The following is a 15,838-nucleotide window of genomic DNA, read 5'->3' as shown; positions in this document are numbered from 1 at the left end:
ATGGACGGGGTGACCAGCACTCAGCAGCTCCCCAGCGTCGATGACGTCCGCAGCGCGCTGAAGAGCGTGCAAGATCCCGAGATCCACAAACCCATCACGGACCTGGGGATGGTGAAGGACGTCGTCGTCGGCGAAGACGGCGTCGTCACCGTCGGGATCTACCTGACGGTGGCCGGCTGCCCGCTGAAAGCGACCCTGACCAAGGACACGCAGGACGCCGTCTCGAAGCTCCCCGGCGTCTCCGACGTCCGGGTCGAGCTTGACGTCATGAACGACGAGCAGCGCACCGAGCTGCGGAAGTCGCTGCGCGGCGAGGCCACCGAGCCGGTGATCCCGTTCGCCCAGCCGGGCTCGATGACGCGGGTGTACTGCATCGCCTCGGGCAAGGGCGGCGTCGGCAAGTCGTCGGTCACCGTGAACCTGGCCGCGGCGATGGCCCAGCGCGGGCTCTCGGTCGGCGTCGTCGACGCGGACATCTACGGCCACTCGATCCCCCGCATGCTGGGCACCCGCGAGAAGCCGACCAAGGTCGACACGATGATCATGCCGCCGCAGGCGCACGGCGTGAAGGTGATCTCGATCGGCATGTTCACCCCGGGCAACACCCCGGTGGTGTGGCGCGGCCCGATGCTGCACCGCGCGCTGCAGCAGTTCCTGGCCGACGTCTTCTGGGGCGACCTCGACATCCTGCTGCTGGACCTGCCGCCGGGCACCGGCGACATCGCGATCTCGGTGGCCCAGCTGATCCCGAACGCGGAGATCCTGGTCGTCACCACCCCGCAGCAGGCGGCGGCCGAGGTGGCCGAGCGCGCGGGCGCGATCGCGCTGCAGACGCGTCAGCGCGTCGCGGGCGTCATCGAGAACATGTCGTGGCTGGAGCAGGCCGACGGGTCCCGCCTGGAGATCTTCGGCTCGGGCGGCGGCCAGACGGTGGCGGACTCGCTGACGAAGTCGATCGGCTCGGAGGTCCCGCTGCTGGGCCAGGTGCCGCTGGACCCGCGTCTGGTCGAGCAGGGCGACTCGGGCACGCCGCTGGTGCTGTCCGCGCCCGACGCCCCGGCGTCCGTGGTGCTGAAGGAAGCGGCGAAGAAGCTGACGGTCCGGGCGCGCGGGCTGGCCGGGATGATGCTGAACGTGACGCCCGCGGGGCGCTGATACTCAAGTCCGTGAATGCCACATCGAGGGACTTCAGGTCCCTCGATGTGGCATTCACGGACTTCCGGTGAGCTACGTGGCGTCCGGGTCGATCGGCGGCCGCTCGCCGGGCTTCAACGGCTCCGGCTGGGGCTTCGTCTGAGCGGCGGTGTAGCCGTTCGTGCCGTTGGTCCCGTTGCCGCCGTTGGTGATGCCCTTGAGGCCGAGCGGGTCGCTGTCACCGTCGAACAGGTGCTGCGTCACCACTCGCTTGGGGTCGAAGTTGCGCAGCCCGCGCAGGTCTTCCAGCGGCTTGCGCAGCTGGTCGAACTCCGGGCCCATCTCCTCGCGGAGCTGCTCTTTCGCCCCGGTCGCGAAGTCACGGACCTTCTTCACGCTCTTCGCCATCCAGGACGCCGCCTCGGGCAGCCGTTCCGGGCCGAGGATGAAAAGACCGGCGATGATGAGGACGAGGATTTCCCCCCATCCGACACTGTCGAACACCGTCAACCTCCGCTCGGAACCTACTGGCTCAGGGTACTCGCCACCGGCCCTGCTCAAGCAGGCCGAACGCGGTAACTCAATCCGAAGCCAGGGTTACGTCCACGACGAAGCTGGCACCGTCACGCGCCAGCGACACCGGGACCACCTCGCCGACGTCGTGCGCGCGCACCGCGACCGTCAGTTCCGCGGAGTCGCGGACCAGGCGGGTGCCGATCTTGGTGATCACGTCGCCCTCCTTGATGCCCGCGTTCGCGGCCGGGCCACCGGGGGCGACGTTCTTGACCTGCGCGCCCATCGTGGACGAGCCGGCGACCGTCGAGGACGCGTTGATGCCGATGTCGGCGTGCTGGACTTTGCCGTCCTTGATCAGCGCCTTCGCGATCTTGATCGCGTAGTCGCTCGGGATGGCGAAGCCGATGCCGATGCTGCCGCCGTCCGCGCTGGACGAGCGGATCGACGAGTTGATGCCGACCAGCGCGCCGGTGGCGTCGACCAGGGCGCCGCCGGAGTTGCCGTGGTTGATCGCGGCGTCGGTCTGGATGGCCTCGTAGGTGACCGGCGCGGCGCCGTTGTCGCCGCCGGCGGTGATCGGCCGGTTCAGCGCGCTGACGATGCCCGCCGTCACCGAGTTCTGCAGCGCCAGCGGCGAGCCGATGGCCATCACGGTGTCGCCGACCTGCAGGTCCGAGGACTTGCCGATCTGCAGCACGGTCGGGTTGGTGACGTTGACCTTCACCACCGCGAGGTCGGTCTTCGGGTCGGTGCCGACGAGCTTGGCGTCGGTGCGGGTGCCGTCGATGAAGATCGCGGTGATCTTGACGCTCGGATCCGCGGCGGCGGAGCTGATCACGTGGTCGTTGGTGAGGATGTAGCCCTGGGGGTCGATCATCACGCCGGAGCCCTGTTCGCCGGACTCGGCGCCGGGCTTGAACACCTCGAGCGAGACGACGGCCGGGGAGACGCGCTTGGCGATCTCGGCGACCGAACCGGCCGGACGCTCCTTGGCGGCCTCGGCTTCGGAGATCGTCGCGGAGCCGGTGAGCTCGGTGCCGGTGTCGGCGGCCCACCAGCCGACGAGCCCGCCGACGGCCCCGACGAGCAGCGCCACGACCCCGAGCAGGATCAGCGCCTTCGGCTGCACCCGGCGGCCGAACAGCACCTCGGGCAGGCTGAGCAACGCCCCGGGCGGACGTCGAGCGGGCTTTTCCTCGTCTTCGGCGGGCATCGCGGGCCCGGCGAGCACGGCCCCGGCCCCCGGATCACGCCACGGGTCACCCGTCCCGGTCCACAGCGGCGGCTCGGCCTGCGACGCGTCCCCGACGGCCTCCCGCGGCCGCTCCAGGAGAACGCCTTCGGCCCCGGGCGGCCGGCTGAACGCCTCGGCCAGCGACTCAGGAGCGGGCGGCGTCAGCTTGACGCCGTTGGCCTGCTGGGGGTTGTAGAGCTTGTCGAACGCCCCGTCGACCCCTTGCGGGCGGCCGAACACCGCGGCCTGCCCCGGATCGACGGCCGGCCGCGCCAGCGGGCGCGGCCCCAGCCGGTCGGCATCACGCGCGCCGGGCTGCTCGGGATTCACGTTCGGCTCGGTCATCATTCCCCGGTGCTGAAGATCAGGTGGCTGGGCGTGACGATACCCAAGCCCGGTGCGCCGAGTCTGCCGGTACGGCGGTGAAATGGCTGTTTCTTGGCCGAGTCGTCGGGTGAAGCGGCCGGTTGACCAGGTGGAGCATGCCGGGTTCCTGCGCGAGACAGGTCGGTTTCCCAGGCGGAGCAAGCCGAGTTGCCCATGCGAGGCGGGTCGGTTCCCAGGCGGAGCTCCCGCGCCAAGCGGGACGGTTCCCTCAGGCCGAGTTCAGCGGTCAGAATCGTGCGATCTTCCAGGCAAAAGGCCGGTTGCCCACAGGCAGAACGGCAATGTGGACAAATCGCCGTCGCCCCTCGCGAATGGTCATTTCCGTCGGGGGTCGCCGATAGACTGGACTCGGGGCAGCCCCCCAGGGAAGGGCGGGGGGCGCTTTCGATCGGCAGGCCTGGCCCCGAGCAGTTCTGCGGCCGCCGGGACCTGGCCTGAATCGGGCCGCGCGCTGGGCCACGCCAGGAGTCTGCGTACCGGGCCGCGTATGAGCCAAAGCACGGAAAGGCCACCTCGAGATCGAGGTGGCCTTCAGAACGAAACGTGCGCGGATCCGGTCAGCGAACGCCGACCGGCACCGCGATCGGCGAGCTCACCGGGGTGGACGTCACCGAGGGGGCCGACTCCAGGCGCGGGGCCTGGGGCACCGCCATCTGGGCCGGGAGCAGGTTCGCGTTCTGCGGGACCTGGCCGCCCGTGTCCGGGGTGCCGTCACCGCTGTCCGCCGTCGTTCCCACCAGGGCCAGCGCGCTCAGCACCAACCCCGACACGACCACACCCGCGCCCTGCGCCGCGCGGCGCTTGAAGCGGCCGCCGCCCAGGACGTTCGGGGACTGGCCGAGCGGCGCCGACGAGCCGAGCGGCGCCACGCCGCCCAGGACGCCCGAGTCGCGCAGGCCGGCGACCCGGTCGGGCCGCTGGACCGCGACGAGCTGGCCGTCGGCGGTGATCGCCAGGTTGTCGGGGCTGCTGGGCAGGTCCGTGTGCTCCGGGATGGACCGGAGGCTCGCCAGGAACCCGGCCGACATCGACGGCGCGCCCGCGCCGCGGATCGCGGCGCAGGCCTGTCGCTGAGCCTGGACGTCGCCGGCGCAGGAAGCGCAGCGCGTGATGTGCGACGCCGCGCGATCACGCGCGCCGTGCGAAAGCTCGCCGTCCACGAACGCGACCACGGCGTCCGGCAGCAGGTGCGACTCGGGGAGTCCCCAGCCTCGCGGTGCGGTCATACCGACACCTTCGCAGACTCCGGGGCGTAACTGCGCCGGCGCTCCAGCGAAGCGCGCAGCGCCTGCCGGCCACGGTGGATCCGGCTGCGGACGGTGCCCAGCTTGACGTTGAGGGTGGCGCCGATCTCCTCGTACGAGAGGCCTTCGACGTCACACAGCACCACGGCGGCCCGGAACTCCGGCGGCAGCTCGTCGAGCGCGGCCTGCAGGTCCGGGTCCAGGTGGGTGTCGGTGTAGACCTGCTCGGGGCTCGGGTCGTCGCCCACGATGCGGTCGGTGTCCTCCGGCAGGCCTTCCATGCGCACCCGCGAACGGCGGCGGGCCATGTCCAGGAACAGGTTGGTGGTGATCCGGTGCAGCCAGCCCTCGAACGTGCCGGGCTTGTAGGACGCCAGCGACCGGAAGACCCGGATGAAGGTCTCCTGGGTGAGGTCCTCGGCGTCGTGGGTGTTGCCGGTCAGGCGGTAGGCGAGCCGGTAGACCCGGTCACCGTGCTCGCGGACGACCTCGTCCCACGACGGTGGCGTCCAGGCCGCCTCGTCGAGGGACACGGGCTGAGCCGCGTCGACGGCCGTATCGGCGTTCTGCATCGCGGGAGCAGGCACCTCCATCTGTGTTTCTCCTGTCTGCTCCACCCCAACGCGGGCCACGGGCACGGTGTTCCCGTGCGTCTGGATTCGAGTCTGTCGGCGTTCCTTATGGTTCTAGTGAGACTGGACTGAGAACAGGCTGAGAAGTTCTTCCGGGGTGCTTACCAGGGAGCCTGCGCGGATTTATCGACAACCAACGCTAACCTCCGTGCGTGAACACGCCCACCCCTGCGGCCGCACCGGCCGACTCCGGGTTCGTCGACGGGTACCTGCCCGACGACGAGGTGCTGTCTTCGGCGCGCGCGCGGGCCGAAGACCTGGGCTGCAGCCCGCTGAGCGCGGGGGCGGGAGCGACCCTGCGGTTCCTGGCCGCCACGCTGCGGGCGAAGGCCGTCGTCGAGGTCGGCACGGGCGCCGGCGTGAGCGGGCTGAGCCTGCTGCGCGGGATGGCCCCGGAGGGCATCCTGACGTCGATCGACCTGGAGCCGGAGTACCAGCGGGCCGCACGCGCGACGTTCCGCGAGGCCGGCTACGCACCGGGCCGGACCCGGCTGATCGTCGGGCGCGCACTGGACGTCCTGCAGCGGCTGACGCCGGGTGGTTACGACCTGGTGTTCGTCGACTCGGCGCACATCGAGTACCCGGGGTGCTACGAGCTGGGCGTGTCGCTGCTGCGCCGCGGCGGAATCATCGCGTTCCACAACGTCCTGGCGGGCGGCCGCGTGATCGACCCGTCCCGCCGCGACCCGGAGACGCTGGCCCTGCGCGAGGTGGCACGGGCGTTCCGCGAGGACGAACGCCTGGTCCCGGCCCTGTTGCCGGTGGGCGGCGGTCTGTTGGTCGCCGCGGCGATCTGAGCACCTGTCCACAAGTCGGCCCGCCTGTGGACAAGGCGCCGCTCGCGCCGGTTTTGTCGGTGGCCGCCGGTAAACTGGAACGGGGACGCCCCCCAGGGTTGGGCGGGGGTTTGTTTCCGGGCGCGGGGTGTTGTCGAGGCGTCTGGGCAGCTGAGCTCAGCTCGGGACCAGCTCGCGGTACTCGGTGCGGATCCGGGTTCCGGCGGCCACCGCGGCCGCCGCCAGCAGGAGCCAGATCGTCACCAGCGCGATCAGCCAGCCCCAGCCCGCGTGGCCGAAGACGTTCGCGCCCGCCGCGCCGCCGATGCTGCTGCCCAGGTAGTACGTCGCCGTGTACATGCCGCCCACCTGGCCTCGCGCGTCCTCCGGGGCGTCGGCCGCCGCCCAGCCGTTGGCGACCGCGTGCGCGGCGAAGAACGCGCAGGTCAGCACCAGGAAACCGGCGATGACCAGCGGTAGCGAGTCCGGCAGGGTCAATGCCGCTCCGGCGGCCATCAGCAGCAGTGAGCCGATCACCGCGCGACGACGCCCGACGCGCGCCACCAGCCGTCCGGCCGCCGCCGACGAGACCGAGCCGGTCGCGTAGGCGAGGAACACCAGCGACGCGATCGCCGGCGACAGGTTCAGCGGGTCGCCCGTCAGCCGGAACCCGGCCGCGTTGTAGAGCGCGACGAACGAGCCCATCGCGAGCAGCGCCACGGCGTACTGGGCCAGCAGCACCGGGCGCCGCACTGCCGTCAGCAGGCCGTTGACCACGGCCTTGAGCTGCACCTTCCCGCGAGCCGTCCCGGGCGGCAGCGTCACGACGGTGATCGCGGCGCACACCGCACCGATGCCCGCGACGACGAAGAGCGCGCCGCGCCAGCCGAGCGGCCCGGCGGAGAAACCGGCGGACAGCCGGCCGAGCATGCCACCGACCGTGTTGCCCGCGATCATCGCGCCGACGGCGGCGGCGACGCCCGCGCGGCCGAGCCGTTCGGCCAGGTAGGCGGCCGCGACCCCGGGGAACCCGGCGATCGCGATGCCCTGCAGCGCGCGCAGCACGAGCAGCGCCGGGTACGTCGGCATCAGCGGCAGCAGCAGCCCGAACACGACCGACGCGACCACCGACGTCACGATCACCGGCCGCCGCCCGACTACCTCGGACAGCGCGGCGATCGGCAGGACCGCGACGGCCAGCGCGCCGGTCGCGACGCTCACCGCGAGCGCCGCGCCGCCGGGATCGAGGTGGTACTGCGCGGCGAGCTGCGGGAGCACCGGCTGCGGCGCGTAGAGCAGGGCGAAGGAGGAGATCCCGGCCGCGGCGACGGCGGTCTTGACTCGGCGGGTGGTGGTCACCATCCGAAAGTAAGCAGGGCTAACCAATACGTCCAATACGCTGTTGGTCCATAATCCATGTGATGACGTATGACTCGCTGTCCGCGCAGGTCGCGCCGCACCTGCGGCTCCTCGTCGCGCTGCGGGCCACGGGGAACGTCACACGCTCGGCCGAACTGCTGGGCGTCCCGCAGCCGACGGTGAGCCGCCGGATCGCGGCGCTGGCCGACGCGCTGGGCGCGCCCCTGACCGTCCCGGACGGCCGCGGCATCCGGCTCACCCGCGCGGCGGAACTGCTGGCCGAAGCGGCCGAGCGGGCGCTCGCGGCGGTCGACACCGGCGTCCGGCTGGCGCGCGAGGAGGTGGCGCCGGAGTCCGGGCACGTGGTGCTCGGGTTCCTGCACCTGCTGGGGCGGACGCTGGTGCCGTCGCTGCTGCGCGGCTACCGGGCGCGGTACCCGGGAGTGCGGTTCACGCTGGTCCAGGGCTCGCGACAGGACATGCTCGACCGGCTCGCGGGCGGCGAGCTGGACCTCGCGCTGCTCGCGCCGTTGCCGTCGGAGGCGCCTTCGCTGGTCTCGGCGGGGCTGGCCGAGGAGGAGATCCTGCTGTCGGTCCCGACGGGTCACCGCCTCGCGGACCGGCGGCAGGTGCGGGTGGCCGAGCTGGCCGAGGAGGAGTTCGTGCTGCTGGAGCCGGGTTACGGCGTCCGCACGCTGACGGACGAACTCTGCGCGGCGGCGGGCTTCACGCCACGCATCGCGTTCGAGGGCCAGGAGTCCGACACGGTCCGCGGCCTGGTCGCGGCGGGTCTCGGCGTAGCGCTGCTGCCGAGGTTCGGCCCGGGCACGCCGGCCGGAGTGGCGGAGGTGCCACTGAACCCACCGGCATCACGGACGATCGGCCTGGTGTGGCGCGCGGGCGAGCCGACAACACCGGCGGTGACGGCCTTCCGCGACCACGTACTGACAACGGCGGGGCGCACATAATCTGGCCGCCGCCGGGAAACTCCCCCACCCTTCCCTGGGGGGCGTCCCCGGGTCCAGTCTATCGGCGGCCCCCGACGAAGCCCGGCGAAAACGGTCGTGAGCAGCGAGTTGTCCACAATCCAGCTGGGCTGTGGACAACTCTGAACGGCACGACGGCAGCGACAGTGCGGCAGCAGCGCGGACAGCCCAGACCGCCGCCACGTGGCCGCCGGAGCTCAGCCCAGTGAAGCGGCCAGCTCCACCAGGGTCCGGGCCGCGAAGCCCGTTGCGCCCGGGACCACCTCGTTGTAGTTCTTCTCCGACCTCGCCGGGCCCGCGATGTCCAGGTGGGCCCACGGCAAGCCCTCGGTGAACTCGCGCAGGAACAGCGCCGCCGTGATGCTGCCCGGGCCGCCCGGGGTCTGGCGGACGTCGCCGAACTCGCCTCGGACGTTCTCCGCGTAGTCCTCCACCAGCGGCATGCGCCACCACGCCTCGCCGACCCGCGCACCCGCCGCGACGACCGACGACGCCAGCGCGTCGTCCGTGGCGAACAGGCCGCCGGTGCGCAGGCCGAGTGACACCTTCATCGCGCCGGTGAGCGTCGCCGCGTCGACGACGACGTCCGGGGCGAACCGCTTGATGCCGTACGCCAGCGCGTCGGCCAGGACCATCCGGCCCTCGGCGTCGGTGTTGCCGACCTCGGTCGTCTTGCCGCCGTAGTGGCGGACGATGTCGCCCGGCCGGTACGCCGACCCCGACACGTGGTTCTCGGCCGCCGGCACCAGCGCGGTGACCCGCACCGGGAGCCCGAGCGCGGCGATCGCGCGGGTCGCGGCGATCACGGCCGCGCCGCCCGCCATGTCCGTGCGCATCAGGTGCATGCCGTCGGCCGGCTTGATCGACAGGCCGCCGGTGTCGAACGTGATGCCCTTGCCCACCAGCAGCAAGTGCTTGACCGCACCGGAAGCGCCGGACGGCTTGTAGGACAGCTCGATCAGCCGCGGCGGCCGCGCGGAACCGCCGCCGACGGCCAGCACGCCGCCGAAGCCCTGCTCCGCGAGCCACTGCTCGTCGCGGATCGTCGCCTCGACGCGGGGGCCGGCCACCTTCGCCGCGGTGTCCGCGAGCCACGCCGGGGACTTGACGTTCGAGGGGGTGTTCGCGAGGTCGCGGGTCAGCGCCGTCGCGGCGGCCAGCGCCGTCGCGCGCTCGACGAGCTCGGTGTGGCTCGCCACCGCGCGGTCGTGCGTCACCAGCCGCACCGTCCGCACCGCCGGCTTCGGGTCCTCTGTGGACACCTTGAAGCGGTAGCCGCCGAGCAGCAGTCCCAGTGCCAGCTCCGTGACGTGCTCGCCGGACGCCTCCTCGGGCAGCACGAGCTGCACCGCGCGGAACGCCTTCCCGCCGTGCTCGACGTCGTCGGCCAGCCCCGCGTTCACCGCGCGGACCAGCGCCGCGCCGGTCTTGCGGTACTGCTTCGGCTCGCCGTCGCCGAGCCCCGCGACCCAGCGGGGGCCGTCGCCGGGGACCGTCTGCACGTCGCCCGCTTTGCCGGTGATCCGGACGCCGCCGACCTCGACCGGCTCGGCCTCGACGTCGTCGGCCGGCGCGGTCACCAGCCGGACGGTCGGGGTGCCGCGGCGAAGGTCGCCCGCGACCTCGATGTCGAGGAGACTAGTCGGAACGGGGGGTAGCGGATTACGCACAGTGAGCAACCTTCGGGCACAGAGGAACCGCGACCCCGGCCTCCGAAGGGAGACCGGGGTGCGACGGAAGGACGGTTCTGGGGGGCCGGTTCAGCCGGTGACCTCCTGCAAAGCGGCGCCGAGGTCTTTCGCTTCCTCCGCGGAGAGTTCGACGACGAGTCGCCCGCCACCCTCGAGCGGTACGCGCATCACGAGGCCCCGCCCTTCCTTAGTCACTTCGAGGGGACCATCTCCGGTCCGGGGCTTCATGGCCGCCATAGCGTGCTCCCTCCGTCTCAACCGGCGCGCCCGGGTCGCGCTCGCGTGAAAGCCAGCCGGGTCTTACCGTCCATTGTCCCCTATCAGCGCCTCGGCGCATCAGCGGACCGATCTTTTGCTGCCGTATCGGTGCTGGTATGCGGCCCGCGAGGGGTGTGAGAGTCTCGGACGACCGATGTTTCAGCGCAAGGAGAAGACGTGACCACATCCGACGTCCTGCTGATCGCCGACGCCGACGGGGTGCGCACCCTCACCCTCAACCGGCCGCAGGCGTACAACTCGCTGACCGTCGAGCTGAAGGAAGCACTGCTCGCGGCCCTGCGCGGAGCGGCGGACGACGAGAGCGTCCGGGCCGTCGTGCTGACCGGTTCGGGCAAGGCGTTCTGCGCCGGCCAGGATTTGAAGGAGCACGTCGGGTTGCTGCAAGCGGGTGACCCCGCCCCGCTACACACGGTGAAGGAGCACTACAACCCGATCGTCAAGGCGATCGTGGCCATGGCGAAGCCCGTCATCGCGGCGGTCAACGGCACCGCCGCCGGGGCCGGCGCGGCCTTCGCCTACGCCAGCGACCTGCGGATCGCCGCCGAGTCGTCGTCGTTCCTGATGGCCTTCGCGAACGTCGGGCTGGGCCCGGACTCGGGCGCGTCGTGGACGTTGCAGCGGCTGGTCGGTTACGGCCGCGCCGCCGAGCTGATGCTGCTGGCCCGGACCGTCGACGCCGCCGAGGCGCAGCGGCTCGGCCTGGTCGGCGAGGTCGTGCCGGACGACGAGCTGGCGGGGCGCGCCCAGCAGGTCGCGGCGAAGCTCGCGGCCGGGCCGACCGTGGCGTACGCGAAGATCAAGAGCGTGCTCAACCTCGCCGCGCAGTCGACGTTCGACGAGGCGCTCGACGCCGAGGACGCCGCCCAGACCGCGCTAGGCGCGACCGCCGACCACGCCGAAGCCGTCGAGGCCTTCGTCGGCAAGCGCAAGCCGGCCTTCCAGGGCAAGTAGGCAGTCTGCCGCAGCTCGTCGTGAGTGTTTAGGGCGGTTCTAACCGCCCTAAACACTCACGAGGGCCACGGCAGACCCGGGAACCCGTCAGCCTGCCCGGAAGCAGGTTTCGATGTGGTCGTCGACCATGCCGGTGGCCTGCATCAGCGCGTAGCACGTCGTCGGGCCGAGGAACGCGAAGCCGCGCTTCTTCAGCTCCTTCGCCATCGCCTTCGACTCGTCCGTGATGGCCGGGACGTCCGCCATCGTCTTCGGCCGCCGGTGCGAAGAGGGCGCGAACGACCACAGCAGGTCGTCCAGCGGGACGTCCAGGTCGGCGATCGCCCGGGCGTTGTTGATCGCCGCCAGGATCTTCGCGCGGTTCCGCACGATCCCCGCGTCCTGCATCAGCCGCTCGATGTCGGCGTCGCCGAACTTCGCCACCTTCACCGGCTTGAACTGCTTGAACGCCTTGCGGAAGTTCTCACGCTTGCGCAGGATCGTGATCCACGACAGCCCGGACTGGAACGCCTCGAGGCACAGACGCTCGTACAGCTCGTCCTGGCCGTGGAGCGGCGTGCCCCATTCCTTGTCGTGGTAGTCGATGTAGTCCGGGGTCGAGTTGCCCCAGCTGCACCGCGCGACGCCGTCAGTGCCGATCAGCTCAGTCATCCCCGCCCACCGAATAGTCCTCCGCGAACCGCGCGAACCGCCGCAGCGACTGGCGCACCCCCAGCGCGAACGCCGGCCGCACGACCGGCCAGCCGAGCCGGCCCAGCGGCCCGAACGGCAACCGCAGGTGCTCGGCCCAGACGAACGTCGAGCGCTGCGCGCCCTTCGGCACCACCTGGAACACGCCGGTGCCCTGCACGACGCTGCCGAAGTGCCGCACCGAGCACCGCACCGGCGGCTCCCAGGTGGTGATCTCCATCTTGTCGGTGAAGCCGATCCCGGCGACGCCGGTGAACGCGGCCAGCCGCGACCCGACGCTGCGGCCGTTGCCCTCGGTCACCTCGACGTCGGTGCCCAGCATCCACTCGCCCTGGCGCGTCCAGTCCGTGAGCGCGAGCCAGGTCGTCCCGGCCGGCGCGCGAACGTCGACGGACAGCACGAGGTCCGTCACTGGGCGCTCTCCGGCGCGGTCTCCCGCTCGGCTTCGCGCTCCGGTTGAAGCTCGGGTTGACGCTGCTCCAGCTCGGCGACCCGGGTGCGCAGCTCGTCGATCTCGACGCCGAGGCGGCGCAGCACCCAGTCCACTTCGGACATCTTGTAGCCGCGCAGCACCAGCTGGAAGCGCACGTCCTCCAGGTCTTCGCCGGTGATGTCCTCGGCGGGCAGCCGCGTGGGCGAGCTGCCCGGCGGCAGCGGGGCCAGCTCCTCACCCCGGCCGAACACGACGGCGGCCAGGAGGAACACCACGGCGGCCACCAGCAGCATGACTACGAGGTAGATCAGCGCGGTCGTCACGCGACGATCGTGGCATACCCGCCCCAGGAACGTCTCGCGAGCACGACGAGCCGCAGGGAAAGAAGCACCCAGGCGACCATCAACACGGCACACGGGACGCTCAGGAACAACCTCGACGCGTCGACTACGCCGGTCGAGCCGATCAGCAGGCCGACCGAGGCGAGGTTGACGCCGACCGCCACCGCGAGCAGGACGCCGCAGAACCGGGCCAGCCGGACGGCGTCGAGGCGGCGGCTGAGCCAGCGGGTGCCGAGCAGCGCGAGCAGGCCGATGACCGGCACGACGAACACCGCGCCGTGGGTGAGGTGCGCGACGACGCGGTACCACTGCGGCGTCGACGTCGGCAGGTTCGTCCAGGCGCCGTAGGTGAGGATCCGGGCGTAGTCCCAGGACGCCTGCATCAGCGGCACGCCGATGACGAGCTTCCACAGCGTGCGGACGCCGCTGAGCATGCCGAGCTCGGCCTGGTAGTCGCGGGCGACGACGGCCGCCGGGCCGAAGTCGGCGACGGCGCGACGCTCGGCGTCCTCGTCGCCGCGGCCGCCGGCGCGGTAGGCGTCGGCGGCGTCGTGCAGGCCGTCACGCGCCTCGTCCAGCAGGTCGGCCTTGAACTTGCCGCAGCCGTGCAGCCGCCGGTCGAGGTCGGCCAGGTACTCGTCGATCATGCGCCCAGCACTCCCCCGATGACGGCCGTGAACTGCCGCCATTCCGTGCGTTCGGCGGCCAGGGCCTGCTGGCCGGAGCGGGTGAGCCGGTAGGTGCGCCGCTTGCGGCCGGAGACGACGTCCCACTCGCTGGCCAGCCAGCCGGCCCGCTCGAGCCGGCGCAGCGCCGGGTAGACCGTGCCGGTCGGCAGGTCGAGCGCGCCGTCGCTGCGCAGCTGCAGGGCCTCGATGATCGCGTAGCCGTGCAGCTTCCGGCCGTCGAGGACCGCCAGCAGCAACGCGTCGAGGTGCCCGCGCAAGGAGTCCGCCTTCATGGGTACGCAGTCTACACGTCGACTGGCTACATGTAGGCAGACTATGTGTAGCCTGGCTACATGAACGCACTCCCGGTCGCGAGACTCCAGTTCGCGACGACGACCTCGTTCCACTTCCTGTTCGTGCTGCTCACCCTGGGTTTGGTCACGCTGGTGGCCGTGATGCAGACGCGCTCGGCACTGGGCGGCAAGCCCGAACTGGAGCGGATGACGCGCTTCTGGGGCCGCCTGTACGTGATCAACTACGCGCTGGGGATCGTCACCGGGATCGTGATGGAGTTCCAGTTCGGGCTGACCTGGACCGGGCTTTCCGCCTTCGCCGGCGACGTCTTCGGCGCCCCGCTGGCCATCGAGACGCTCGTCGCGTTCTTCCTCGAGTCCACGTTCCTCGGGTTGTGGATCTTCGGCTTCGGGCGCATGGGCAAGTGGCTGCACCTGACGCTGATCTGGCTGGTCACGCTCACGGCGTACGCGTCGGCGCTGTTCATCATGCTGGCCAACTCGTTCCTGCAGGACCCGGTCGGCAGCCACGTCGAGCACGGCACGCTGCGCCTCGACGACTTCGGCGCGCTGTTCACCAACCCGGCGCTGGCCGCGTCGCTGCCGCACGTGGTCGCCGCCGCGATCCTGACCGGCGGGTTCTTCGTGGCCGGCGTCAGCGCGTACCACTTCCTCAAGCGCACCACCGAGATCGAGTTCTTCCGCCGCTCGATGCGGATCGGCGTCGTCGCGGCGCTGATCGGCGCGATCCTGGTCGTCAACCAGGGCTTCGCGCAGTTCGGCGAGCTCGCGATGTACCAGCCGGACAAGCTCAAGGACGGCGGTGTCGGGCTGCCACTGGGCCTGATGATCATGCTCGGGTTCGTCATGCTGCTGTGCGCGCTGCTCGGCACGGTGCTGCTCTTCCGCGACTGGATCACCAAGGCCCGGTTCCTGCACCGCCTGATGGTCGCGGCGATCCCGCTGCCGTTCGCCGCCGCGATCCTCGGCTGGCTGGTGCGCGAGATCGGCCGTCAGCCGTGGCTGGTCTGGGGAAAGCTGCGCACCGCCGACGCGCTCGCGGACGTCCCGGCCGGCCAGATCCTGTTCTCGTTCATCGCTTTCTCACTGCTGTTCGCCGCGCTCGCCGTGGCCGACTGGGTGCTGCTGGCGCGCGTGGCCAAGCGCGGCCCGGAGCCGGTCGAGCACGACGTCGCCGAACTGCCCGTTCTGAGCGGAGTCTGACCGATGGTGACCTTCTGGTGGGGCGTGCTGGGCCTGCTGACCTGCGGCTACTTCGCGCTCGCGGGGTACGACTACGGCGTCGGGATGCTACTGCCCGCGTTCGACGCCGGCGAGCGAAGACGGCGGCAGACGCTCGGCGCGCTCGGGCCGTTCTTCCTGGCCAACGAGGTGTGGCTGGTGGCCGCGGTGGGCGTGCTGTTCGGCGCGTTCCCGCACCTGGAGGGCAAGGTGTTCGCCGGGGCGTACGTCCTGGTCGTGACGCTGCTGCTCGGCCTGGTGACGTTCACGGCGTCGATGCAGCTGCGCAGCCGCCACCCCGGCGCGCCGCGCGGCGCGTGGACCGCGGGCATCGTCGGCGGCGCGCTGGTGACGGCGGTGTCGTGGGGCCTGTTCCTCGGCAACCTGGTGGCCGGGCTGCCGCTGACCGCCGACGGCTCGCCGTCCGGTGACGTCTTCGCGCTCTTCAACCCCTACGCCGTGCTGTGGGGGCTGGGGTTCGTCGCGTTGTTCTGCTTGCAGGGCGCGGTGTTCCTGGCCGTGCGCGCGCCGGCCGAGCTGACCGGCCGCGCGGTGCGGCTGGCCAAGGCCTTCCTGCCGCCCGCGGCCGGCTTCCTCGTCGTCGCGACCGGGTGGGGTTCGGTTGTCCTGCACGGGGTGACGGCGGCGGGCATCGGCGTGGTCGTGCTGGCGTTCCTCGCGCTGGGTTCGGTGTGGCTGGGTCTCGCGCTCAAGCGCCACCGGGTGGCGCTGCTCGGGGCGATGACGCTCGCGGCGTGTCCCGCGCTGCTCGCCGGCACGCTGCGGTTCCCCGCGATCCTGGTGGCGGACTCGGGGTACGCGCTCACGACGGCCGAAGCGGCGACGTCGTCCGACACGTTCGCCGTGCTGATGTGGTTCGCGCCGCCCGCGGTGCTGGTGCTGCTCGTCGTGCAGTGGCTGACCTGGCGCGCGCACCGCGCCCCCGTCGACCAGCGTTCGCTGCTGCACTTCTAGGAGGACG

At 71.5% G+C, this 15,838-nt stretch carries 18 protein-coding genes; 6 read left to right on the top strand and 12 right to left on the bottom strand.

The window, feature by feature from the left end; all coding sequences use genetic code 11:
- Positions 1–9 precede the first annotated feature (9 nt).
- Positions 10–1,155: an Mrp/NBP35 family ATP-binding protein gene (locus OG439_RS44130; protein ID WP_326946309.1), complete on the top strand. Its 1,146-nt coding sequence runs from the start codon at positions 10–12 to the stop codon at positions 1,153–1,155.
- A gap of 72 nt (positions 1,156–1,227) precedes the next feature.
- On the opposite strand, the gene tatB is transcribed toward OG439_RS44130, so the two are convergent.
- The 4 genes from tatB to sigE form a co-directional block, all read right to left on the bottom strand.
- Complete coding sequence (gene tatB, locus OG439_RS44125) at positions 1,228–1,638, bottom strand: Sec-independent protein translocase protein TatB (RefSeq protein WP_247061036.1); 411 nt, start codon at positions 1,636–1,638, stop codon at positions 1,228–1,230.
- Positions 1,639–1,714: 76 nt separating this feature from the next.
- Complete coding sequence (locus OG439_RS44120) at positions 1,715–3,232, bottom strand: S1C family serine protease (RefSeq protein ID WP_326946308.1); 1,518 nt, start codon at positions 3,230–3,232, stop codon at positions 1,715–1,717.
- Between the two features lie 596 nt (positions 3,233–3,828).
- Positions 3,829–4,497 (bottom strand): anti-sigma factor, encoded by a 669-nt coding sequence (locus OG439_RS44115; protein ID WP_326946307.1) that lies wholly within the window; start codon positions 4,495–4,497, stop codon positions 3,829–3,831.
- Entirely contained in the window at positions 4,494–5,108 is a 615-nt protein-coding gene (gene sigE, locus OG439_RS44110; protein WP_442788247.1) for an RNA polymerase sigma factor SigE, read from the bottom strand. The genes OG439_RS44115 and sigE overlap by 4 nt, the downstream gene beginning before the upstream one ends.
- 191 nt (positions 5,109–5,299) lie before the next feature.
- Between sigE and OG439_RS44105 the strand changes: the two genes are divergently transcribed.
- Positions 5,300–5,944 carry an O-methyltransferase gene (locus tag OG439_RS44105; protein WP_247061033.1) on the top strand — a complete coding sequence of 215 codons (645 nt, stop codon included), beginning with the start codon at positions 5,300–5,302 and terminating at the stop codon, positions 5,942–5,944.
- A 156-nt stretch (positions 5,945–6,100) separates the two neighbouring features.
- Here OG439_RS44105 and OG439_RS44100 read toward each other — a convergent pair whose 3' ends face one another.
- Complete coding sequence (locus OG439_RS44100) at positions 6,101–7,285, bottom strand: MFS transporter (protein ID WP_326946306.1); 1,185 nt, start codon at positions 7,283–7,285, stop codon at positions 6,101–6,103.
- A 59-nt stretch (positions 7,286–7,344) separates the two neighbouring features.
- On the opposite strand from OG439_RS44100, the gene OG439_RS44095 reads away from it, so the two are divergent.
- On the top strand, positions 7,345–8,250 hold the full coding sequence (locus OG439_RS44095; RefSeq protein ID WP_326946305.1) for a LysR family transcriptional regulator: 906 nt from the start codon (positions 7,345–7,347) through the stop codon (positions 8,248–8,250).
- A 215-nt stretch (positions 8,251–8,465) separates the two neighbouring features.
- On the opposite strand, the gene OG439_RS44090 is transcribed toward OG439_RS44095, so the two are convergent.
- Together OG439_RS44090 and OG439_RS44085 are read right to left on the bottom strand one after the other, a co-directional pair.
- A complete protein-coding gene (locus OG439_RS44090) occupies positions 8,466–9,938 on the bottom strand; it encodes a leucyl aminopeptidase family protein (RefSeq protein WP_326946304.1) in 1,473 nt (490 codons plus the stop codon).
- Between the two features lie 90 nt (positions 9,939–10,028).
- Positions 10,029–10,196, bottom strand: a complete 168-nt coding sequence (locus OG439_RS44085; RefSeq protein WP_005155393.1) for a DUF3117 domain-containing protein — start codon at positions 10,194–10,196, stop codon at positions 10,029–10,031.
- A gap of 198 nt (positions 10,197–10,394) precedes the next feature.
- Between OG439_RS44085 and OG439_RS44080 the strand changes: the two genes are divergently transcribed.
- Positions 10,395–11,189, top strand: coding sequence for an enoyl-CoA hydratase-related protein (locus OG439_RS44080; protein ID WP_326946303.1), 795 nt, complete (start codon positions 10,395–10,397; stop codon positions 11,187–11,189).
- Positions 11,190–11,276: 87 nt separating this feature from the next.
- Here the strand turns inward: OG439_RS44080 and OG439_RS44075 are convergent, their stop codons facing one another.
- From OG439_RS44075 to OG439_RS44055, 5 genes are read right to left on the bottom strand one after another with little or no spacing between them, the layout of a single operon-like run.
- Entirely contained in the window at positions 11,277–11,840 is a 564-nt protein-coding gene (locus OG439_RS44075; protein WP_326946302.1) for a DNA-3-methyladenine glycosylase I, read from the bottom strand.
- Positions 11,833–12,291, bottom strand: a complete 459-nt coding sequence (locus OG439_RS44070; protein ID WP_326946301.1) for an SRPBCC family protein — start codon at positions 12,289–12,291, stop codon at positions 11,833–11,835. The genes OG439_RS44075 and OG439_RS44070 overlap by 8 nt, the downstream gene beginning before the upstream one ends.
- Positions 12,288–12,635 (bottom strand): DivIVA domain-containing protein, encoded by a 348-nt coding sequence (locus tag OG439_RS44065; protein WP_247061024.1) that lies wholly within the window; start codon positions 12,633–12,635, stop codon positions 12,288–12,290. The genes OG439_RS44070 and OG439_RS44065 overlap by 4 nt, the downstream gene beginning before the upstream one ends.
- The gene (locus OG439_RS44060; protein WP_326946300.1) at positions 12,632–13,300 is read right to left on the bottom strand and encodes a permease prefix domain 1-containing protein; all 669 of its coding nucleotides are present in this window, start codon (positions 13,298–13,300) and stop codon (positions 12,632–12,634) included. The genes OG439_RS44065 and OG439_RS44060 overlap by 4 nt, the downstream gene beginning before the upstream one ends.
- On the bottom strand, positions 13,297–13,614 hold the full coding sequence (locus OG439_RS44055) for a helix-turn-helix transcriptional regulator (RefSeq protein ID WP_326946299.1): 318 nt from the start codon (positions 13,612–13,614) through the stop codon (positions 13,297–13,299). Before OG439_RS44055 ends, OG439_RS44060 begins: the two co-directional genes overlap by 4 nt.
- A gap of 60 nt (positions 13,615–13,674) precedes the next feature.
- On the opposite strand from OG439_RS44055, the gene OG439_RS44050 reads away from it, so the two are divergent.
- Both OG439_RS44050 and OG439_RS44045 read left to right on the top strand, forming a co-directional pair.
- Positions 13,675–14,838, top strand: a complete 1,164-nt coding sequence (locus tag OG439_RS44050; protein ID WP_326946298.1) for a cytochrome ubiquinol oxidase subunit I — start codon at positions 13,675–13,677, stop codon at positions 14,836–14,838.
- A 3-nt stretch (positions 14,839–14,841) separates the two neighbouring features.
- Positions 14,842–15,831, top strand: a complete 990-nt coding sequence (locus tag OG439_RS44045) for a cytochrome d ubiquinol oxidase subunit II (RefSeq protein ID WP_326946297.1) — start codon at positions 14,842–14,844, stop codon at positions 15,829–15,831.
- Positions 15,832–15,838: the final 7 nt, after the last annotated feature.

The organism is Amycolatopsis sp. NBC_01307 (assembly GCF_035975215.1).
GTDB lineage: Bacteria > Actinomycetota > Actinomycetes > Mycobacteriales > Pseudonocardiaceae > Amycolatopsis.
The sequence above is the reverse complement of the archived record's forward strand: the minus strand, read 5'-3'. Positions and strand labels throughout refer to the sequence as shown.

Bases quoted from the DNA above. Each gene is read 5' to 3' on its own strand.
- OG439_RS44055 (WP_326946299.1), bottom strand. From the start codon at position 13,614: ATGAAGGCGGACTCCTTGCGCGGGCACCTCGACGCGTTGCTGCTGGCG.
- OG439_RS44075 (WP_326946302.1), bottom strand. From the start codon at position 11,840: ATGACTGAGCTGATCGGCACTGACGGCGTCGCGCGGTGCAGCTGGGGC.
- OG439_RS44095 (WP_326946305.1), top strand. From the start codon at position 7,345: ATGACGTATGACTCGCTGTCCGCGCAGGTCGCGCCGCACCTGCGGCTC.
- OG439_RS44045 (WP_326946297.1), top strand. From the start codon at position 14,842: ATGGTGACCTTCTGGTGGGGCGTGCTGGGCCTGCTGACCTGCGGCTAC.
- OG439_RS44060 (WP_326946300.1), bottom strand. From the start codon at position 13,300: ATGATCGACGAGTACCTGGCCGACCTCGACCGGCGGCTGCACGGCTGC.
- OG439_RS44100 (WP_326946306.1), bottom strand. From the start codon at position 7,285: ATGGTGACCACCACCCGCCGAGTCAAGACCGCCGTCGCCGCGGCCGGG.
- OG439_RS44085 (WP_005155393.1), bottom strand. From the start codon at position 10,196: ATGGCGGCCATGAAGCCCCGGACCGGAGATGGTCCCCTCGAAGTGACT.
- OG439_RS44115 (WP_326946307.1), bottom strand. From the start codon at position 4,497: ATGACCGCACCGCGAGGCTGGGGACTCCCCGAGTCGCACCTGCTGCCG.
- OG439_RS44050 (WP_326946298.1), top strand. From the start codon at position 13,675: ATGAACGCACTCCCGGTCGCGAGACTCCAGTTCGCGACGACGACCTCG.
- OG439_RS44120 (WP_326946308.1), bottom strand. From the start codon at position 3,232: ATGATGACCGAGCCGAACGTGAATCCCGAGCAGCCCGGCGCGCGTGAT.
- sigE (WP_442788247.1), bottom strand. From the start codon at position 5,108: ATGGAGGTGCCTGCTCCCGCGATGCAGAACGCCGATACGGCCGTCGAC.